14 protein-coding genes and 5 pseudogenes are annotated in these 17,374 nt (G+C 38.1%); 18 read left to right on the top strand and 1 reads right to left on the bottom strand.

From position 1 onward, the window contains the following. Positions 1-22 precede the first annotated feature (22 nt). From AC6H0J_RS06975 to AC6H0J_RS06940, 8 genes are all read left to right on the top strand, one after another. A complete protein-coding gene (locus tag AC6H0J_RS06975) occupies positions 23-700 on the top strand; it encodes a hypothetical protein (protein WP_005628671.1) in 678 nt (225 codons plus the stop codon). Positions 701-847: 147 nt separating this feature from the next. Then, positions 848-1,837, top strand: coding sequence for a phenylalanine--tRNA ligase subunit alpha (gene pheS / locus AC6H0J_RS06970; RefSeq protein ID WP_032825725.1), 990 nt, complete (start codon positions 848-850; stop codon positions 1,835-1,837). A gap of 33 nt (positions 1,838-1,870) precedes the next feature. Continuing rightward, positions 1,871-4,258 carry a phenylalanine--tRNA ligase subunit beta gene (gene pheT / locus AC6H0J_RS06965; RefSeq protein ID WP_118816847.1) on the top strand — a complete coding sequence of 796 codons (2,388 nt, stop codon included), beginning with the start codon at positions 1,871-1,873 and terminating at the stop codon, positions 4,256-4,258. Position 4,259: 1 nt separating this feature from the next. Then, positions 4,260-4,550 carry an integration host factor subunit alpha gene (locus AC6H0J_RS06960; RefSeq protein WP_005628676.1) on the top strand — a complete coding sequence of 97 codons (291 nt, stop codon included), beginning with the start codon at positions 4,260-4,262 and terminating at the stop codon, positions 4,548-4,550. Positions 4,551-4,602: 52 nt separating this feature from the next. Continuing rightward, a complete protein-coding gene (locus AC6H0J_RS06955) occupies positions 4,603-5,088 on the top strand; it encodes a C40 family peptidase (RefSeq protein WP_005628678.1) in 486 nt (161 codons plus the stop codon). 64 nt (positions 5,089-5,152) lie between these two features. Next, complete coding sequence (locus tag AC6H0J_RS06950) at positions 5,153-6,106, top strand: helix-turn-helix transcriptional regulator (protein ID WP_005628680.1); 954 nt, start codon at positions 5,153-5,155, stop codon at positions 6,104-6,106. 58 nt (positions 6,107-6,164) lie between these two features. Beyond that, complete coding sequence (locus AC6H0J_RS06945; RefSeq protein ID WP_005628682.1) at positions 6,165-7,055, top strand: 5' nucleotidase, NT5C type; 891 nt, start codon at positions 6,165-6,167, stop codon at positions 7,053-7,055. Between the two features lie 3 nt (positions 7,056-7,058). Continuing rightward, the gene (locus tag AC6H0J_RS06940; RefSeq protein ID WP_005628684.1) at positions 7,059-7,769 is read left to right on the top strand and encodes an SIR2 family NAD-dependent protein deacylase; all 711 of its coding nucleotides are present in this window, start codon (positions 7,059-7,061) and stop codon (positions 7,767-7,769) included. A gap of 51 nt (positions 7,770-7,820) precedes the next feature. Here AC6H0J_RS06940 and AC6H0J_RS06935 read toward each other — a convergent pair. Continuing rightward, positions 7,821-8,822: pseudogene (locus AC6H0J_RS06935) on the bottom strand (virulence RhuM family protein/type II toxin-antitoxin system death-on-curing family toxin). A gap of 217 nt (positions 8,823-9,039) precedes the next feature. On the opposite strand from AC6H0J_RS06935, the pseudogene AC6H0J_RS06930 reads away from it, so the two are divergent. From AC6H0J_RS06930 to infC, 10 genes and pseudogenes are all read left to right on the top strand, one after another. Next, positions 9,040-9,156, top strand: a pseudogene (locus tag AC6H0J_RS06930) (DNA translocase FtsK); the annotation flags it as partial. Positions 9,157-9,160: 4 nt separating this feature from the next. Then, a pseudogene (locus AC6H0J_RS06925) lies at positions 9,161-9,313 on the top strand (NAD-dependent deacetylase); the annotation flags it as partial. Beyond that, positions 9,313-9,456 (top strand): annotated as a pseudogene (locus AC6H0J_RS06920) (PP2C family protein-serine/threonine phosphatase); the annotation flags it as partial. The pseudogenes AC6H0J_RS06925 and AC6H0J_RS06920, both read left to right, overlap by 1 nt. Before the next feature lie 76 nt (positions 9,457-9,532). Continuing rightward, positions 9,533-11,488, top strand: coding sequence for a site-specific recombinase (locus tag AC6H0J_RS06915; protein WP_118816848.1), 1,956 nt, complete (start codon positions 9,533-9,535; stop codon positions 11,486-11,488). A gap of 90 nt (positions 11,489-11,578) precedes the next feature. Next, positions 11,579-11,897, top strand: a pseudogene (locus tag AC6H0J_RS06910) (transposase). A gap of 225 nt (positions 11,898-12,122) precedes the next feature. Continuing rightward, on the top strand, positions 12,123-12,362 hold the full coding sequence (locus AC6H0J_RS06905) for an IS3 family transposase (protein WP_005628693.1): 240 nt from the start codon (positions 12,123-12,125) through the stop codon (positions 12,360-12,362). A 179-nt stretch (positions 12,363-12,541) separates the two neighbouring features. Then, entirely contained in the window at positions 12,542-14,221 is a 1,680-nt protein-coding gene (locus AC6H0J_RS06900) for a solute:sodium symporter family transporter (RefSeq protein ID WP_118790108.1), read from the top strand. Further along, on the top strand, positions 14,221-15,666 hold the full coding sequence (locus tag AC6H0J_RS06895) for a sulfatase family protein (protein WP_497513335.1): 1,446 nt from the start codon (positions 14,221-14,223) through the stop codon (positions 15,664-15,666). The genes AC6H0J_RS06900 and AC6H0J_RS06895 overlap by 1 nt, the downstream gene beginning before the upstream one ends. Before the next feature lie 84 nt (positions 15,667-15,750). Beyond that, the gene (locus AC6H0J_RS06890; RefSeq protein WP_005628698.1) at positions 15,751-16,563 is read left to right on the top strand and encodes a D-hexose-6-phosphate mutarotase; all 813 of its coding nucleotides are present in this window, start codon (positions 15,751-15,753) and stop codon (positions 16,561-16,563) included. Positions 16,564-16,692: 129 nt separating this feature from the next. Next, positions 16,693-17,238 (top strand): translation initiation factor IF-3, encoded by a 546-nt coding sequence (infC, locus tag AC6H0J_RS06885; RefSeq protein ID WP_425613348.1) that lies wholly within the window; start codon positions 16,693-16,695, stop codon positions 17,236-17,238. Positions 17,239-17,374 lie beyond the last annotated feature (136 nt).

Below are 17,374 nucleotides of genomic sequence, written 5' to 3'. Positions count from 1 at the left end.
ACATTATATAAGGAAAATCCATATGTTAAAAATACTGTGTTTTATAACCGCACTTTTTATTACTGCTTGTAGTTCTATTAGTAAAGAACCAGTGAAGACGGTGGATGTTTATATCAAACCTTATTATTCTGCTGAAAATGGAAAAGCAGAAAATGTATTTGTACATAAAGAAATTGATCCTATGCTACGTGAAAATACGATAAAAGGTTATAAAAGTGCGGTGAAATTTGTAGAAGAAAATCCGGCCCGTATTTCACCAATGACGATGTTCACGTTAGCCGCTAGGGCTTATGATTTTGGCTTAAGAGATGAAGCCGTTACTTGGTTTTATCGTGGACAAAATCGCTTGATCACCGCACTTTATGTGTTGGATTTACCAAAACAAACGGTGCAGGATAATACAGGGTTCAGCCATGTAGTGGGGCAGTTTGTTAATGCTTATGCGTTTTGCAATTTTGATAAACAAAGTCGTGCTGCCGAAAATGCGGTGAAATGGACAATTGCGCATCCTTATGAAGTTATTTTCTTACCAGCATTACCCGCAAAATTTGCAGATCGTCAAAAAGCGTTAAAAGAAGCAGAAGAAAAATTAGTCCAACGTTTACAGGAACAAGCACGTTTTTTTGCTAATCCAAAAAATAAAGAAAAATGGCAAAAAGAGCGGTCAGAAAATTTTGTGAATGAACGATTTTGTTGGTAACAAGAAAAAATGGAATATCGATAACGTTATTCCATTTTTATTTTTGATAAACCAATGATTTTTCGTATTATTCTTTTACTTTTTAAGTACTTGGTATTATCATTACTCGGTTTTTATTTTATAGAGAAAAGAGAAGCAGGGGAAACTATGCAACATCTGAACGAGCTTGTTGAGAAAGCAAAATTAGCGATTGAATCCATTCAGGATAAAAGTTTAACGGCTTTGGATGAAATCCGGGTCGAATATTTTGGTAAGAAAGGGCATTTTACTCAATTAATGCAAGAATTGCGTAATGTGTCAGCAGAAGAACGTCCTGCGATGGGCGCAAAAATTAACGAAGCAAAACAAGCTGCGTTAGAATCTTTAAATGCAAAAAAAACGGAGTGGGAACAGGCTGAACTTAACGCAAAATTAGAAAAAGAACGTATAGATGTCAGTTTACCAGGTCGCAAAGTTGAAACCGGTGGCTTACACCCAGTTACCATGACGATTAATCGTGTAACAAAATTTTTCTCAGAACTTGGCTTTTCAGTTGAAAATGGCCCTGAAATTGAAAGTGATTATTATAACTTTGATGCGTTAAATATTCCTAAACATCACCCAGCACGTGCGGATCACGATACTTTCTGGTTTAATCCAGAATTATTACTTCGCACTCAAACTTCTGGCGTGCAAATTCGTACTATGGAAAACATGCAGCCACCAATTCGCATTATGGCTCCGGGACGTGTATATCGTAATGACTACGATCAAACGCACACACCAATGTTCCACCAAATTGAATTGCTTTATGTGGATAAAAAAGCAAATTTCACAGAATTGAAAGGCTTATTGCACGATTTCTTACGTGCTTTCTTTGAAGAGGATTTACAAGTGCGTTTCCGTCCATCTTATTTCCCATTCACCGAACCTTCAGCCGAAGTGGATGTGATGGGTAAAAACGGTAAATGGTTAGAAGTGTTGGGCTGCGGTATGGTGCACCCAAATGTGTTGCGTAACGTTGGTATTGATCCAAATGAATATTCTGGTTTTGCAGTGGGTATGGGCGTTGAGCGTTTAACAATGTTACGTTATAACGTAACAGATTTACGTTCGTTCTTTGAAAACGACTTACGTTTCTTAAAACAATTTAAGTAATTTCTCGGATTTGAATTAAAAGGATAACAACAAATGAAATTTAGTGAACAGTGGGTAAGAGAATGGGGGAATCCATCCGTTTCAACCGAGCAATTATGCGAGCAAATTACCATGCTTGGCTTAGAAGTGGATGGGGTAGAAGCCGTTGCGGGTACATTTAATGGTGTCGTTGTGGGTGAAGTGGTAGAATGTGCACAACATCCAGATGCGGATAAATTACGTGTAACTAAAGTGAACGTAGGCGGTGATCGTTTATTGGATATTGTGTGTGGCGCACCAAATTGTCGTCAAGGCTTAAAAGTGGCTTGCGCAACAGAAGGTGCGGTATTACCTGGCGATTTCAAAATTAAGAAAACGAAATTACGCGGTCAACCATCAGAAGGAATGCTTTGTTCATTTTCTGAATTAGGTATTGATGTTGAAGCTGATGGCATTATTGAACTGCCACTTGATGCTCCAATCGGTACAGATTTGCGTGAATATTTAGGTCTAGATGACAATGCTATTGAAATTAGCTTAACGCCAAACCGTGCGGATTGTTTGAGCATTGCGGGTATTGCGCGTGAAATTGGTGTGGTAAATAAACATCCTGTAAATCAACCGCACTTTGAAGTGGTGCCAGCAACAATTTCTGATAAAGTTCAAATTGATTTACAAACGCCAGAAGTGTGCCCGCGTTATTTATTACGTGTGATAAAGAACGTCAATGTAAAAGCACAATCACCAATGTGGATGCAAGAAAAATTGCGTCGTTGTGGTATTCGTTCTATTGATCCTATTGTTGATATTACTAACTACATTTTGCTTGAGCTTGGTCAACCAATGCACGCGTTTGATGCGGCCAAAGTTGCACAACCTGTTCAAGTTCGCTTCGCAAAAGAAGGTGAAGAATTAGTATTATTAGATGGTTCAACGTCAAAACTTCAATCAAATACTTTATTAATTGCCGACCAAAATGGGCCTTTAGCAATGGCAGGGATCTTTGGTGGTGCAGCGAGTGGCGTGAATAGCGAAACGAAAGATGTGATTTTAGAATCCGCATTTTTCGCTCCATTAGCTATTGCAGGCCGTGCAAGACAATATGGTTTACATACTGATGCATCACACCGTTTTGAACGTGGTGTGGATTTTGAATTAGCCCGTAAAGCAATGGAACGAGCAACCGCATTATTGCTTGAAATCTGTGGTGGTGAAGCGGGTGAGATTTGTGAAGCAAGCAGTGAAACTCATCTTCCTAAAGTCAATACCGTTCAACTTCGCCGTAGTAAATTAGATGCACTTTTAGGTCATCATATTGACACAGAAAGCGTAACAGAAATTTTCCACCGTCTTGGTTTCGATGTTACTTATGCTAATGATATTTGGACGGTAACTTCTGCAAGCTGGCGTTTTGATATTGAAATCGAAGAAGATTTAATTGAGGAAGTGGCGCGTATTTATGGTTATAACAGCATTCCAAACAATGCGCCACTAGCGCATCTCCGCATGCGTGAGCACAAAGAGTCTGATTTAGATTTAGCTCGAATTAAGACCGCACTTGTGGATGCTGATTATCAAGAAGCCATTACTTATAGCTTTGTGGATCCAAAAATTCAAAGTTTATTACATCCACATCAAGAAGCACTTGTATTGCCAAATCCTATTTCTGTGGAAATGTCAGCAATGCGCGTGTCTTTGATTAGTGGTTTATTAGGTGCTGTGCTGTATAACCAAAATCGCCAACAATCTCGCGTTCGTTTATTTGAAACTGGATTGCGTTTTGTGCCAGATGCCAATGCTGAATTTGGCGTGCGTCAAGAATTTGTTTTAAGTGCGGTAATTACTGGAACGGCAAAACCTGAACATTGGGCAGGCAAAGCAGAGTCTGTTGATTTCTTTGATCTTAAAGGCGATTTAGAATCAGTACTTTCTTTAACAGAAGGTGGTAATAGAGTTCGTTTTGTTGCAAAACAATTTGATGCATTACACCCTGGCCAATCTGCTTCTATTGAATTAGATGGTCAAGAAATTGGTTTTATTGGTGCAATTCACCCATCTATTAGCCAAAAACTTGGCTTAAATGGCAAAACTTTTGTATTTGAAATTCTTTGGAATACAATTGCGGCACGTAATGTGGTGCAAGCAAAAGAAATTTCTAAATTCCCAGCAAACCGTCGTGATTTAGCTTTAGTTGTAGCAGATAGCGTACCAGCAGGGGAATTAATTGCAGCCTGTAAACAAGCAGGCGGCGAAAAATTGGTGCAAGTGAACTTGTTCGATGTATATCAAGGTGTGGGCGTCGCTGAAGGCTATAAAAGTTTAGCTATTAGCTTAACTGTCCAAGATAATGAAAAAACACTTGAAGATGAAGAAATTAATGCAGTGATTTCAGCAGTATTAGCGGAGGTAAAACAACGCTTTAATGCTGAATTAAGGGATTAATATGGCTACGATAACCAAAATTGATATTATTGAATATTTAAGTGATAAATATCAGTTATCTAAACACGATACGAAAAATGTGGTGGAGAACTTTTTAGAAGAGATTCGTTCATCGCTAGAATCTGGTCATGATGTGAAATTATCAGGATTTGGTAATTTTGAACTACGTGATAAGTCATCTCGCCCAGGTCGTAACCCGAAAACTGGTGATGTTGTGCCAGTTTCTGCTCGCCGAGTGGTGACATTTAAACCAGGGCAAAAGTTACGTGCTCGTGTAGAAAAAACTAAATAGTAAGCAACAAAAAGTGCGGTGAATTTCTACCGCACTTTTCATATGAAAAGGTATGAAAATATATAAATCATTTTTAATCGCTACTGCCTCGCTGTTTTTATTCGCTTGTTCTAGTTTTCAAAACGATGATTATGCGATGAACTATAAAGGTCAAATCGGCGATCCTATTATGGCCATAGCCATGTTGAGCGAACAACAACATGAATGGGCGGGTACACCTTATGTGCTCGGTGGTGTTTCACGTCGTGGCGTAGATTGTTCCGGTTTTGTGCAGAAAACTTTCTTCGAGCGTTTTAATCTTCGTTTGCCAAGAAGTACAACTGAACAAGCCAATTATGGTAAACATATACGCAAAGAAGATATTCAAACGGGTGATTTAATTTTCTTTAAAACTGGTCGTGGCCCTAATGGCTATCATGTGGGAATTTATGTAAAAGAAGACAAATTCCTTCATGCTTCCACCAAAGGGGGAGTTGTCTATTCTTCAATGAATAACCCTTATTGGTCGAAAGCCTTCTGGCAAGTCAGACGGATTTAGAAAGTATAATGCTGGAATTTTCCAGCATTTTTTATAATGATTTTTTTCAAATTTGGGAGATAAAATGTCCTCAAACTTAACCGCACTTCAAATTCAACTTGAAATTTTACGCCTTATTCCGAAAACACGTTTCATTACCGCCGAAGAAATCTTACAAAAACTTGCTGATATTGGCGTTCAACGTGATATTCGTTCAATTCAACGCCAGCTAGAAAACTTATCTCAACAGTTTGAAATTGAACGTGATATGCGTGATAAACCTTATGGCTACCGATGGAAATCAAATGCTAAAGGCTTGGATTTACCGATTTTAAATGAACAGCAATCACTTGTGCTTATGCTTGCTAAACAATATCTCAATGGTATTTTGCCTTCTAGCATTATGAGCTCAATGGAAGCGTTCTTTCAACAGGCCGAATATAATTTGGTTTATGACAGCCATAAAAAATCAGGGGCTGAATGGCTTAATAAAGTTGCTATTGCGCCCACTAGTCAGCCGTTATTACCTGCCAAAATCAATCCAGAAATTTTTTCTCAAATTAGCACCGCACTTTATCAAAATCGATTTTTACAGGTGCATTATCGGAGTATTCACGGTAAAGAACATAAGGCTCAGGTCAAGCCATTGGCTTTGGTACAACAAGGGCCAAGTAGCTATTTAGTCGCACAATATGAGAATGGCGATATTTTACACTTGGCTTTGCATCGCTTGCTTAAGGTAACAGTAAGTACAATGATATTTGAACGCCCTGATTTCAATTTGAAATCTTATGTAGAAAGCCAAAAGTTTGGTTTTACCTATGGTCGAAAAATCCGGTTAACTTTCCGCATTAATAAAGATATTGGTGGCTTTTTAACAGAAACACCATTATCAACCTATCAAACAGTAAAAGATTCTGGGGATGATTATGAAATTTCAGCAACTGTGATCGAAAGTCAAATGCTGGAATGGTGGATAGCTCACTTTGGTGAAAATTATCAAGAAATTGAGCGTGTATATTTAGAAGAAACAGTATAACGACATAAATTGTCGCTTTGTGCTTTATGATAAATCTATCTGAAGAAAGGACATTCAAATGAAACAGATTGTGTACATTGATATGGATAATGTGATGGTAGATTTTCCATCGGGTATTGCAAAACTAGATGATAAAACCAAGCGAGAATATGAAGGTCGATATGATGAAGTTGAGGGTATTTTTAGCTTAATGGAGCCCATGCCGAATGCGATTTCTGCTGTGCATAAATTGATGAAAAAATATCATATTTATGTACTTTCTACTGCTCCTTGGCATAATCCTTCCGCTTGGAGTGATAAAGTAAAATGGATTCAACATTATTTCGGTGAAGAAAAAGGTTCAGCCTTATACAAACGATTGATTTTATCCCATCATAAAAATCTCAACCAAGGCGATTATTTAATTGATGATCGTACTAAAAATGGCGCTGGCAAATTTCAAGGTGAACATGTTCATTTTGGTACAGAACAATTTGCTAACTGGAATTGCGTCTTATCTTACTTAGACTGTGGGCCTTTTACGCCAAGTGATATTTTGCAAGATTGCTTGAAAAAGCCAGCCGCCCTCGTGCAAGTTGAAACTGAGGAGCAAAGCCGAATCATTGGTGCTTTTGCAGATCGTTATAAATGGCAAGTGTTTAATTTAGCCTGTGTTTATGCGGATGAAACAGCAACCGAACACAAAACGGTCTATTTAATTATCAGTCCTTATCACAGTGATGAATTTAAATTGCGTATTGATGCCATGTGCGCTCATATTCAATCTGAATATGAAGTGCTATTACGCTCAAAATCACAGCTAAAACAATATTTCCAACGCCTTTCAGATAAGTCATTCTTACATATTGAAAGCTATAATTATCAACCACTTTATAAAGCAGGGAATATATTTGGCATGATGGCGAGAGATAGACAGGTTGATGAAATTTTAGAACAAAAAGGAGCCTGAAAAATGACAGAGAAAAATAAACCAATTTGCGTAGTATTAACCGGCGCAGGCATTAGTGCCGAAAGTGGTATTCCTACTTTTAGAGCGGAAGATGGCTTGTGGGCAGGGCATAAAGTAGAAGAAGTTTGCACGCCAGAAGCCTTAAAGAAAAACCGTGCAAAAGTATTGGCGTTTTATAATGAACGACGTCGTAATGCTAAAGCTGCAGAGCCTAATGCTGCACACTTAGCTTTGGTTGAATTGGAAGAGTTTTATGAAGTTCATATAATCACTCAAAATGTGGATGATTTACATGAGCGAGCGGGAAGTACTAACGTACTCCATTTACATGGTGAATTGAATAAAGCTCGCAGCAGTTTTAATACCGATTACATTGTTCCATGTTTGGGTGATCAACTGTTAGAGGATAAGGATAATCACGGTCATCCAATGCGTCCACATATAGTCTTTTTTGGGGAAAATGTACCCATGTTTCCTAAAGCAGAAAAGTTAGTAAAAAAGGCAGATATTGTGATTGTTATTGGCACTTCATTACAAGTTTATCCAGCTAATGGATTGGTAAATCTAGCTCCATACGGTTCACTTATCTATTTGATCGATCCTAATCCCAATACAGGATTTGTTCATAAGAAAGTGATTGCAATAAAAGAAAAAGCGGGTGAGGGCGTTCCTAAAGTGGTCGCCGAGTTATTGGAGAAAATTAAAAAATCATAGAAAACTGACCGCACTTTTTAAACAAATAGCAACTTCGGTCGCTATTTATCATTATTTATCTTGCTTATGTTTAAGCATATGCATAATAAGTCTAATAAGCGTTTCTTTTTGTTTCGGATCAGATTCTGCAACTAATAAAGTGAGTGCTGCAAGCCCAGTATCATTGATAACTGGATGCCCATTATGATCAAACAAACGCCCATTTCTATGCAAGAAATCCACAAATAAAAATGCACCACTACGTTTATTACCATCTGTAAAAGGATGATTCTTGACGACAAAATAAAGCAAATGTGCCGCTTTTGCTTCAATGCTTGGATAAGCAGGTTCACCAAATACACTTTGATCTAAATTGCCTAGAATCGCAGATAAGCCGTTATCTCGTTCACGCCCAAAGAGATCGCTTGCTTCACCTTTTGCCATCAGCTGTGATTTTAACTCTGCTAGTGCAGAACAGGCCTCAATATAAGTCGGTAATGTACCGCCTTGCTGTGTTTGTGGTTCGGTAAGTAAACCTTCATCATATTGTTGTAGCCATAAAAACGTATGCGTATAACGGCTGACAATATCCACTAATCCACGACCACTTTCTAGCGTTAATTCCGATGAATTTGCCGTTTTTTGAATAAGCGCAAGTGCTTGTTCTAATTCGTGAGCATTTTGTTGTAAACGTTTTTGGTTAATAGTATAGCCTTGAGTCAGATATTCTTTTAAACGTGCAGTTGCCCAAATTCTAAAATTTGTTGCAGATTTAGACTTCACTCGATAGCCTACAGAAATTATAGCATCCAAATTATAATGTTTAACCTTACGAGTAACTTGTCTTTTCCCTTCTTGTCGAACTACCGAGAAATCCTCGGTAGTTAAATTTTCATCAAGTTCTGCTTCATTAAAAATATTTTTTAAGTGTAGGCTTATGTTATCTGAGCTAGTATCAAAAATATTTGCCATCTGCGCCTGAGAAAGCCAAACGGTGTCATTTTAAAATCTCACTTCCACTTGAGTTGTGCCATCTTGAGCTTGGTAAATTTCAATCGGGTTTGGGTTATTCATATTATTTTCCTTAATAATTTATATGTATATATAACCAGATAAATATACATATTGCAATACAGATTATCTTATTTGCAAAAAATCTTCTAAAAATAACCGCTTTCAATATTCACAAACGACACAAGTTGTCGCTTCCTTTCATATAATTTTTCCATAAAGGGAGATTTTTTACTTCTTACATATCTATCAAGCCTTTAATCAATAAAAGGAGCAAATAATGGCAATGAAAGTAATTATGGCAAGAGATCCACTTTTTGAGGATGTAAAAAAATTTGTGAAACAACAAAAAGTTGCATCTAGCTCGGTGATTCAACGCAGATTTATGTTGGGTTTTAAGTACGGCGAAAGCAAAAAAAGGCGGATTTATTCGTATTAACCCGCAAGATGCAGGTGTGCCGAAAATGCACTTTTAAAGTCTAGAAATGAAAGCATTAGATGCACTAAAAGCGATTGATTGCCTTCTAAACCCTTCTCAACAAGCGATTGAATAATGGAAAATTTTTGCGAAATTACCTTCTGCCAACAAATTGGCAGCAACAAGCGACACAACCAAGATGCCCTTTTTAATGGCGAGGCGGTGTTTCAATATAAACTCAAAACGGCTGAAAAACGCCTTGAAAACCGACCGCACTTTTCCTTTCATTTTTATTTTCCCTAACAGATCTGTATAATATTTACCCTTTGAATATAAACGATTACAGGAGGAAAGCATGATAAAACCAGATACTTTACCGCAATTTTTGCGTAATAAAGTCGAGAAAAATGATGCCTTTGGTCTTGTGGAAGGGCTGTGTCAATTATTACGTAGTAGCCCTACAGAAAAAATTTCTCCAACCTTACATCTATTTAAGTTTATCTTAAAGAACGACAAAGAATTAGGCTGTTCTGTTTCGAAATTATTATGTGGTTGGTTATGTGGTTTACGTCTTTACTCGTTGTTTATTAGCAGTGGTATTCTTACGCGTGGCGGTTTTGGGCAAGAAATGAAAACGCGTATTTATGAGCGTTTTAACCCCTCTTTTAAAGATATTAATGATTTACGTGATATTTTTTATTTATTGTTTAGCGATAAAAATGATGCGCGCTGGATTGATGCCGTCCCATTAAAAACGTGGCGAGGCGTATTTGGCGTTTTAACCCGTTATACAGAACAAAAAGATCGGGAACGTTTAAAAAATCATATTGAAAGTGAAGGGCTATTTGCCATTGAGATGCTTTCAATTTGGATTGCAGCTGAAGATATGGATCCTGAACTGATGCGAATGGACCCCTCTCTGTTAAATACTGATTCACCTTTTGTGGCATTGCACCATGAAGTGGTGAATTGGTTACAGGCACGTCGCCAATCAACCGTTTTTGATGATAGCCATTTACAGGTAATGTTTAGCCAATGTAAAAAATTGGTTGAGCGTTTGCAAAAACGTGGAGCAGTGGTGGGCTCTTCTTTAAATACGGCTTATTTACTGGAGCGTCTTTCTCAGACCTTAGAACGATTAGAAACCTTGATGGCGATTTTTGTTTCAAATCGCTATTTACCACGCCGAATATTGTTATTAACTGGCTGTTTTGCCCGCGCAGCAGCAGAAAAACATAGCATCACCCGATTATGGAAAAAAAGCTCAAGATTAGTTTCACGTAGCATTACCCAAAATGCGGGTGACCACGGCGAGCACTACATTACGCGAGATAAAAAAGAGTATTGGGCAATGTTTTATTCTGCGGCAGGTGGTGGAGTATTAATTGCACTGATGGCGCTATTTAAAATCTATCTAGGTAGCATTATTGATGACAAAGTCTGGAAAGGGATTGCCGAAGGCTTAAATTACGGCTTAGGTTTTATGGTGATCTTTATGTTGCATTTTACGGTAGCGACGAAACAGCCAGCCATGACTGCAGCCCGTTTTGCTGAGGCTGTTGAGAAAACGCCTCAAGGTAAAAGCGTCAATATGAAATTAGCCCAATTATTAGTGGATGTATTTCGCTCTCAAAGTATTGCGGTGCTAGGCAATGTACTTATTGCGATGGGATTGGCTGCATTGATTGCTTTTGGTTACCAATATAAAACAGGTGAGCCGTTGATGAACTCCGAGCAAATCGCTTATCAGTTGCATAGCATTGATCCTTTTGCGGGAACCTTATGGTTTGCAGCCATTGCGGGTGTATGGTTATTCTGTTCAGGGATTATTTCGGGTTATTTTGATAACCGCAGCAATTATTTGAATATGCGTATGCGTTTAACGCAACATCCGTTATTGAAAAAATTAATGTCTGAGAAATCTCGCGTTAAATTTGCTAATTATATGCATGAGAATTATGGCTCGCTTATCGGTAATCTTTGCTTTGGTATGCTGCTTGGTATTACGGGTGTGGTAGGTTACTTAACGCACCTTCCATTAGATATTCGTCATGTGGCATTTTCATCTGCGAATGTAGGCTATATTGCTGTGAGCGGACAATTCACCTACTCATTGCTTTTACAATGCATTGGTTTTGTATTGTTGATTGGTTTAGTGAATTTAATTGTCAGTTTTTCATTAACGCTTTGGGTCGCACTGCGTTCTTTGAATGCGGAAATTGAGAGCTGGTGGCCAATTTGGCATGAAGTTTGCCAAATTGTGAAAAAACGGCCATTGAGCTTATTTCTTCCAGTTCAATTAGATAAATAATCGTCTTAAGTGAGGTCAAAAATATCAACGTTTTTGACCGCACTTTGATCTGCATCCCAAAATCTGGACACCTATTTTGAGGTGCAGATTATGTCCTACCCTTATCAATTTCGTTTGAAAATTATCAAACTCGTCACCGAACAGGATTATGTATGGTATCCGTGAGGTGGCTAAACTTCATAACATTCCCCATTCTGCCGTCATCTATTGGCTAAAAGCATTTCGGGAAAGAGGGTTTGATGGCGTAAAATCGCCTCATACAAACCTTCAAACCCCGAAAATAGTGAAGCCAAAGATGAAAAAGAAAGACATTGAAATTCCAGAAACCACAGACTTTTCACCTAAAGCGTTTAAAAAGTTACAATGAGAGCTCGCCTTGGCTCGTGCGGAGATTGCTTATCTAAAGTAGTTGGAGGCGCTCGACCGTCAAAAACAACGACAGAAAAAAGAAAAATCATTGAAAGATTGAAGCCGGACCACGCGTTAAATGATTTACTTCGTGTGGCTAAAACGCCCGAAGTTTTCATTGGTAAAAAAGATGTTAGAACAAGGGCTTAGTCGGCTTAAACCGACATAATGCCCTATTATTCATAGCGACCAAGGCGTATTGTATGGCACGGCGGAATGGGTAAAGATGTTGGAAGGTAAAGCAGTTCAAAGTATGAGTCGCCGAGGAAATTGCTACGATAATGCGGTGATTGAAAGTTTTTTTGCGATACTAAAATCAGAGTGTTTTTACTCTCGGACTTATCATTCAATTGCTGAATTACAGGCTGAAATTGAAGAATATTTAGTGTATTACAATCAAAAACGAATTAAACTTGGTTTAAAAGGATTGAGCCCAGTGCAATACCGAGCTCAATATTTAAGTTAACTAACCTGTCCAACTTTTGGGGGGCAGTTTTAACTGCCAGAAAATAAAAACCATTGAATTTATCTTCAATTATTATTTCTGTGATCCACCTCACAATCTTAATATGACAATTATCATAACCCTTTAGAGAGCATTATATTATCTTTATGCTATGTTGATCGATATAGGGAGGACAACATATGCTCATGACGATACTCAGCTTCCTCATTGTAACCGGTGTGGTCGCGTATATTTCTTGGTTAAAAACAAAAGGGGATGATTTAAGTACATCCAAAGGGTATTTCTTAGCTGGTCGTGGTTTAGGTGGGTTAGTGATAGGGTGCTCAATGGTATTAACTTCACTCTCAACAGAACAACTGATCGGTGTAAATGCGGTCTCTTATAAAGGAAACTTTTCAATTATCGCATGGACCGTTCCAACGGTTATTCCGCTTTGTTTCTTGGCACTTTATATGTTGCCGAAATATTTGCGTAACGGTTACACAACAGTGCCAGAGTTTTTTGAAAGCCGTTTTGACCGTCAAACACGCTTGATTATGTCAACATTATTCTTGGTGTTTTATCTTTTCATCGTAATTCCAACCGCACTTTATACTGGTGCAATCGCCTTCAATAAAATCTTCAACTTAGAAACCGCATTTGGCTTAAGCTATGGGGCCGCCATAACTTACACCGTTATTGCGATTGGCGTTGTTGGGGCTATTTATGCGATTTTTGGTGGTTTGAAAGCGGTAGCGGTATCAGATACGATCAATGCAGTGATTTTAGTCATTGGCGCATTGCTTGTACCATTCTTTGCCTTGATGTATTTAGGCGATGGCAGTTTCTCCGAAGGTTTACACACAATCACAACAACGCACATTGAAAAATGGAATGCGATTGGTAGCGAAACAGATGCCACACCTTGGCCAACGATTTTCACGGGGATTATGGTTGTTCACTTTTTCTATTGGACAACTAACCAAGCTATTGTACAACGTTGTTTAGGCGCGAAAGATTTACAATCAGGTCAAAAAGGTATTTTGATTGCGGCACTATTCTTATTAACTTTACCGATCATTTTAAACCTTCCTGGTTTATTAAGTTTCCATATTTTAGGTGAAGGCATAAATCCAATTGATGCCTCTTATCCATTATTAGTAAACAAAGTATTGCCAACTTGGTTACAAGGTTTCTTTATTGCTGCATTATTTGGCGCAATTTTAAGTACCTTTAACTCATTCTTAAATTCAGCAGCAACCATTTACTGTAAAGACTTATTACCTTCTATCAGCAAAAAAGTGCGGTCAGAAGAAGAATTAATTTCTTATGCGAAAAAAGTTTCTACCATTATGGCCATTGTCACTATGATTTTCGCTCCGTTACTCATGTTTGGTACAGATGGTATCTTCTTAATCACTAAACGTTTCGCAGGATTTGTGAATATTCCAATCGTTGCTTTATTTGCCGTAGGTATGTTTAACAAAACGGTATCTGGCAAAGCGGCACGTATTGCTTTACTTGCTCATGTTATCTTGTACTTCTGCATCGTTTGGGTGTTTAATGTCAAAATCAACTTTGTGTATGTTATGGGCGGATTATTCGTATTTGATGTCGTATTAATGCTCATCTTAGGACAATTCTTACGCCGTGAACCTTACATTGAAAACAAAGAAAACTTAGGTAACGTAGATTTAACTAACTGGAAATACTTAAAAGTAACCAGCGTGTCTTTAATCTTAGGTTTACTTGCGCTTTACACTTTCCTTTCACCACTTGGTATGGCATCAGAATCTGGCAATCCGTCAATGGTGCTTGGCGTATGGGCGGTGTTACAAATTATCGTGTTATTTGTTGTACGAGATAAAGAGGCTAAATAATGAACATTATTTATATTCTACTGGATCAAATTCGTAAAGATATGTTGGGGCCTTATGGTCACCAAATTGTGAAAACCCCGAATTTAGATCGTTTGGCAAAAGATGGCGTTCGCTTTAATAATGCCTTCACTCCAGCATCTGTTTGCGGTCCTGCACGCACTTCGCTTTTTACTGGATTAATGCCGTCGTCTCACGGCATTATTAAGAATGGGGAAAAAGGCGGTACAGGTGAAATTAGCCAAGAAAAACCGAATATCGGTAAACTAGCTGGCTATAACACTTATGTTGTAGGGAAATGGCACGTAGGTACTAAATCCGTACCCGAAGATTATGGGATTAAAGGCCATAACTTTGATGGTTATGGTTATCCCGGCAGTGGAGTATATAAAAATTTAGTCTTCAACCAACCGCCAACACATTCCAATCGTTATAAAGAATGGTTAGAAGAAAAGGGGTATGAAATCCCAGAAGTAAGCCGCACCTACTTTGGTGATAATCCGCATTTACAGGTACAAGAACTTTGCGGTTTGCTATCAGGCACTAAAGAGCAAACCATCCCTTATTTCATTATTGATGAAGCGAAAAAATATATTCAAGAATCATTAGATGAAGGCAAGCCGTTCTTTGCATGGATAAACTTCTGGGGGCCTCACACGCCTTGTATCGTGCCAGAACCTTATTATTCCATGTATCGAAAAGAAGATGTGGTACTTGATAAAAGTTTCTTTAAACCGTTAGAGGGCAAACCAGGGCATTTTCGCACAATTTCAAAAATGTGGGGAATGTGGGAGGCGAGCGAAGATCATTGGAAAGAAGTCATCACAAAATTTTGGGGGTATATCACCTTAATTGATGATGCAATAGGTGAATTATTCGATTACTTAGAAAAAAACGGCCTTTATGACCGCACTTTCTTGGTAGCAACCGCAGATCATGGTGATGCAATGGGCGCGCATCGAATGATTGAAAAAGGTGAATTTATGTTTGATGCCACCTATAACATTCCGATGATTATCAAAGACCCAAATTCAGACCGAGTCAATCAAGAAGATGATAACTTTGTCTATCTTCACGACTTAACCTCGACAGTTTTTGATTTAGCTAATCAAAAAGTACCTGAAAGTTTTGAAGGGCAGAGTATTCTCCCGATTATGCGCCAACACCAAGATAACCAAAGAAAAGGTGTGCTTGGTCAGCTCGCAGGGCATTTTGTGTATTTTGAACAACGTATGTGGCGTCGTAAAGATTACAAACTCGTATTTAATGCGACTGATGTTTGTGAACTTTACAACATCCGTAACGATCCAGAAGAAATGCATAATTTATTCTATGATTCACAATATAACAGCATCAAAAAAGAGATGTTGGAAGAAATGCGCGCCGAGATGAAACGTCTGAATGACCCACTGGAAAATTGGGTTTATCGAATTATTGACGAAATTTAACCAAAGTCGTAGATTAAGGGCGTATCAGATACGCCCTTTGTTATCTCTGCACCTTATTTATCTTTTAAAACTACAGGAATAAACATGAAAACAACATTACTAAAAACACTGACACCAGAGCTTCATCTTGTTCAACATAACGACATCCCAGTTCTTCATTTAAAACATGCGGTTGGAACGGCAAAAATTTCCTTACAAGGGGCACAGCTTATCAGTTGGAAACCGCAAAATACGATGCAAGATGTATTATGGTTAAGTGAAGTAGAACCATTCGAAAATGGCAATGCTATTCGTGGTGGTGTACCGATTTGTTATCCTTGGTTTGGTGGTGTAAAACAACCTGCACATGGCACAGCTCGTATTCGCTTATGGCAGTTGAGTCATTACGATATTTCAGCGCATAAAGTGCGGTTAGAATTTGAGTTGTTTTCTGATTTAAATATTATCGAAGCTAAAATTGTAATGGTGTTCACAGACAAATGTCATTTAACTTTCACACATTATGGCGAAGAACCTGCACAAGCAGCATTGCATACCTATTTCAATATTGGGGATATTAATCAAGTGGAAGTACAAGGTTTACCTGAAACTTGTTTTAATAGCTTAAACCAACAACAAGAAAATGTTCCGTCACCGCGTCACATTTCTGAAAATGTTGATTGCATTTATTCTGCAGAAAAAATGCAGAATCAGATCGTAGATAAAAGTTTCAATCGTACGATCGCACTGCATCATCATAATTCAAGCCAATTTGTCCTTTGGAATCCTTGGCATAAAAAGACGAGTGGAATGAGTGAAACTGGCTATCAAACGATGTTGTGCTTAGAAACTGCACGTATTCATCACTTGCTTGAATTTGGCGAAAGTTTAAGCATAGAAATTTCGCTTAAAGGCTAAATTTTGTTGCATAAGTGGTGTGAATACTATAGAATTCGCGGGATTTTGCTCGTTCCTTGCGGGCAACAAATTTGAAATCTTTTATTTTTAGCGAAAAGATTTTTACTATTAACCAATAGAAGGAATACGATTATTAAAACCGTAAAAAAAGCGCCGGCAGTAAATCGCCCAAACCGTATCAATGAAGAGATTCGTGTAAAAGAAGTTCGTTTAATTGACCAAGATGGTGAACAAGCAGGGATTGTTTCTATTCAACAAGCCCTAGAAATGGCAGAGCAAGCAGAGCTTGATCTTGTTGAAATTAGCCCAAATGCAGAGCCGCCGGTTTGTCGCATTATGAACTACGGTAAATTCCTTTACGAAAAAAGTAAAACCGCTAAAGAACAAAAGAAAAAACAAAAAGTTGTGCAAGTGAAGGAAATTAAATTCCGCCCGGGCACAGACGAAGGTGACTATCAAGTTAAATTACGTAGCTTAATCCGTTTCTTAGAAGACGGTGACAAAGCAAAAATTACCGTGCGTTTCCGCGGTCGTGAAATGGCTCACCAAGACATCGGTTTTGATGTGTTAGAGCGCGTAAAAAATGATTTAGCTGAAATTTCTGTCGTTGAATCTGCACCGGGTAAATTAGAGGGCCGTCAGGCTGTAATGGTGTTAGCACCGAAGAAAAAATAAGAATTTTGCTGAGATTTCTCAGCAAATCTTTTTGTTTAAGTTTGACTTAAATGAAAAGACAACTGCACGTTGGGCACACTACGCAGCCTAACTGCTTTTGAAAAGGCAATTTAATTTGCCTTATGATGGAAATGAT

The sequence above is a fragment of the Haemophilus sp. THUN1691 genome (assembly GCF_059704425.1).
This window is presented reverse-complemented; position numbering and strand designations above follow the sequence as displayed.

What these genes read in the sequence shown, in the direction of transcription:
- AC6H0J_RS06975 (WP_005628671.1), top strand. Translation starts at nt 23, where the DNA reads ATGTTAAAAATACTGTGTTTTATAACCGCACTTTTTATTACTGCTTGT.
- pheS (WP_032825725.1), top strand. Translation starts at nt 848, where the DNA reads ATGCAACATCTGAACGAGCTTGTTGAGAAAGCAAAATTAGCGATTGAA.
- pheT (WP_118816847.1), top strand. Translation starts at nt 1,871, where the DNA reads ATGAAATTTAGTGAACAGTGGGTAAGAGAATGGGGGAATCCATCCGTT.
- AC6H0J_RS06960 (WP_005628676.1), top strand. Translation starts at nt 4,260, where the DNA reads ATGGCTACGATAACCAAAATTGATATTATTGAATATTTAAGTGATAAA.
- AC6H0J_RS06955 (WP_005628678.1), top strand. Translation starts at nt 4,603, where the DNA reads ATGAAAATATATAAATCATTTTTAATCGCTACTGCCTCGCTGTTTTTA.
- AC6H0J_RS06950 (WP_005628680.1), top strand. Translation starts at nt 5,153, where the DNA reads ATGTCCTCAAACTTAACCGCACTTCAAATTCAACTTGAAATTTTACGC.
- AC6H0J_RS06945 (WP_005628682.1), top strand. Translation starts at nt 6,165, where the DNA reads ATGAAACAGATTGTGTACATTGATATGGATAATGTGATGGTAGATTTT.
- AC6H0J_RS06940 (WP_005628684.1), top strand. Translation starts at nt 7,059, where the DNA reads ATGACAGAGAAAAATAAACCAATTTGCGTAGTATTAACCGGCGCAGGC.
- AC6H0J_RS06915 (WP_118816848.1), top strand. Translation starts at nt 9,533, where the DNA reads ATGATAAAACCAGATACTTTACCGCAATTTTTGCGTAATAAAGTCGAG.
- AC6H0J_RS06905 (WP_005628693.1), top strand. Translation starts at nt 12,123, where the DNA reads ATGTTGGAAGGTAAAGCAGTTCAAAGTATGAGTCGCCGAGGAAATTGC.
- AC6H0J_RS06900 (WP_118790108.1), top strand. Translation starts at nt 12,542, where the DNA reads ATGCTCATGACGATACTCAGCTTCCTCATTGTAACCGGTGTGGTCGCG.
- AC6H0J_RS06895 (WP_497513335.1), top strand. Translation starts at nt 14,221, where the DNA reads ATGAACATTATTTATATTCTACTGGATCAAATTCGTAAAGATATGTTG.
- AC6H0J_RS06890 (WP_005628698.1), top strand. Translation starts at nt 15,751, where the DNA reads ATGAAAACAACATTACTAAAAACACTGACACCAGAGCTTCATCTTGTT.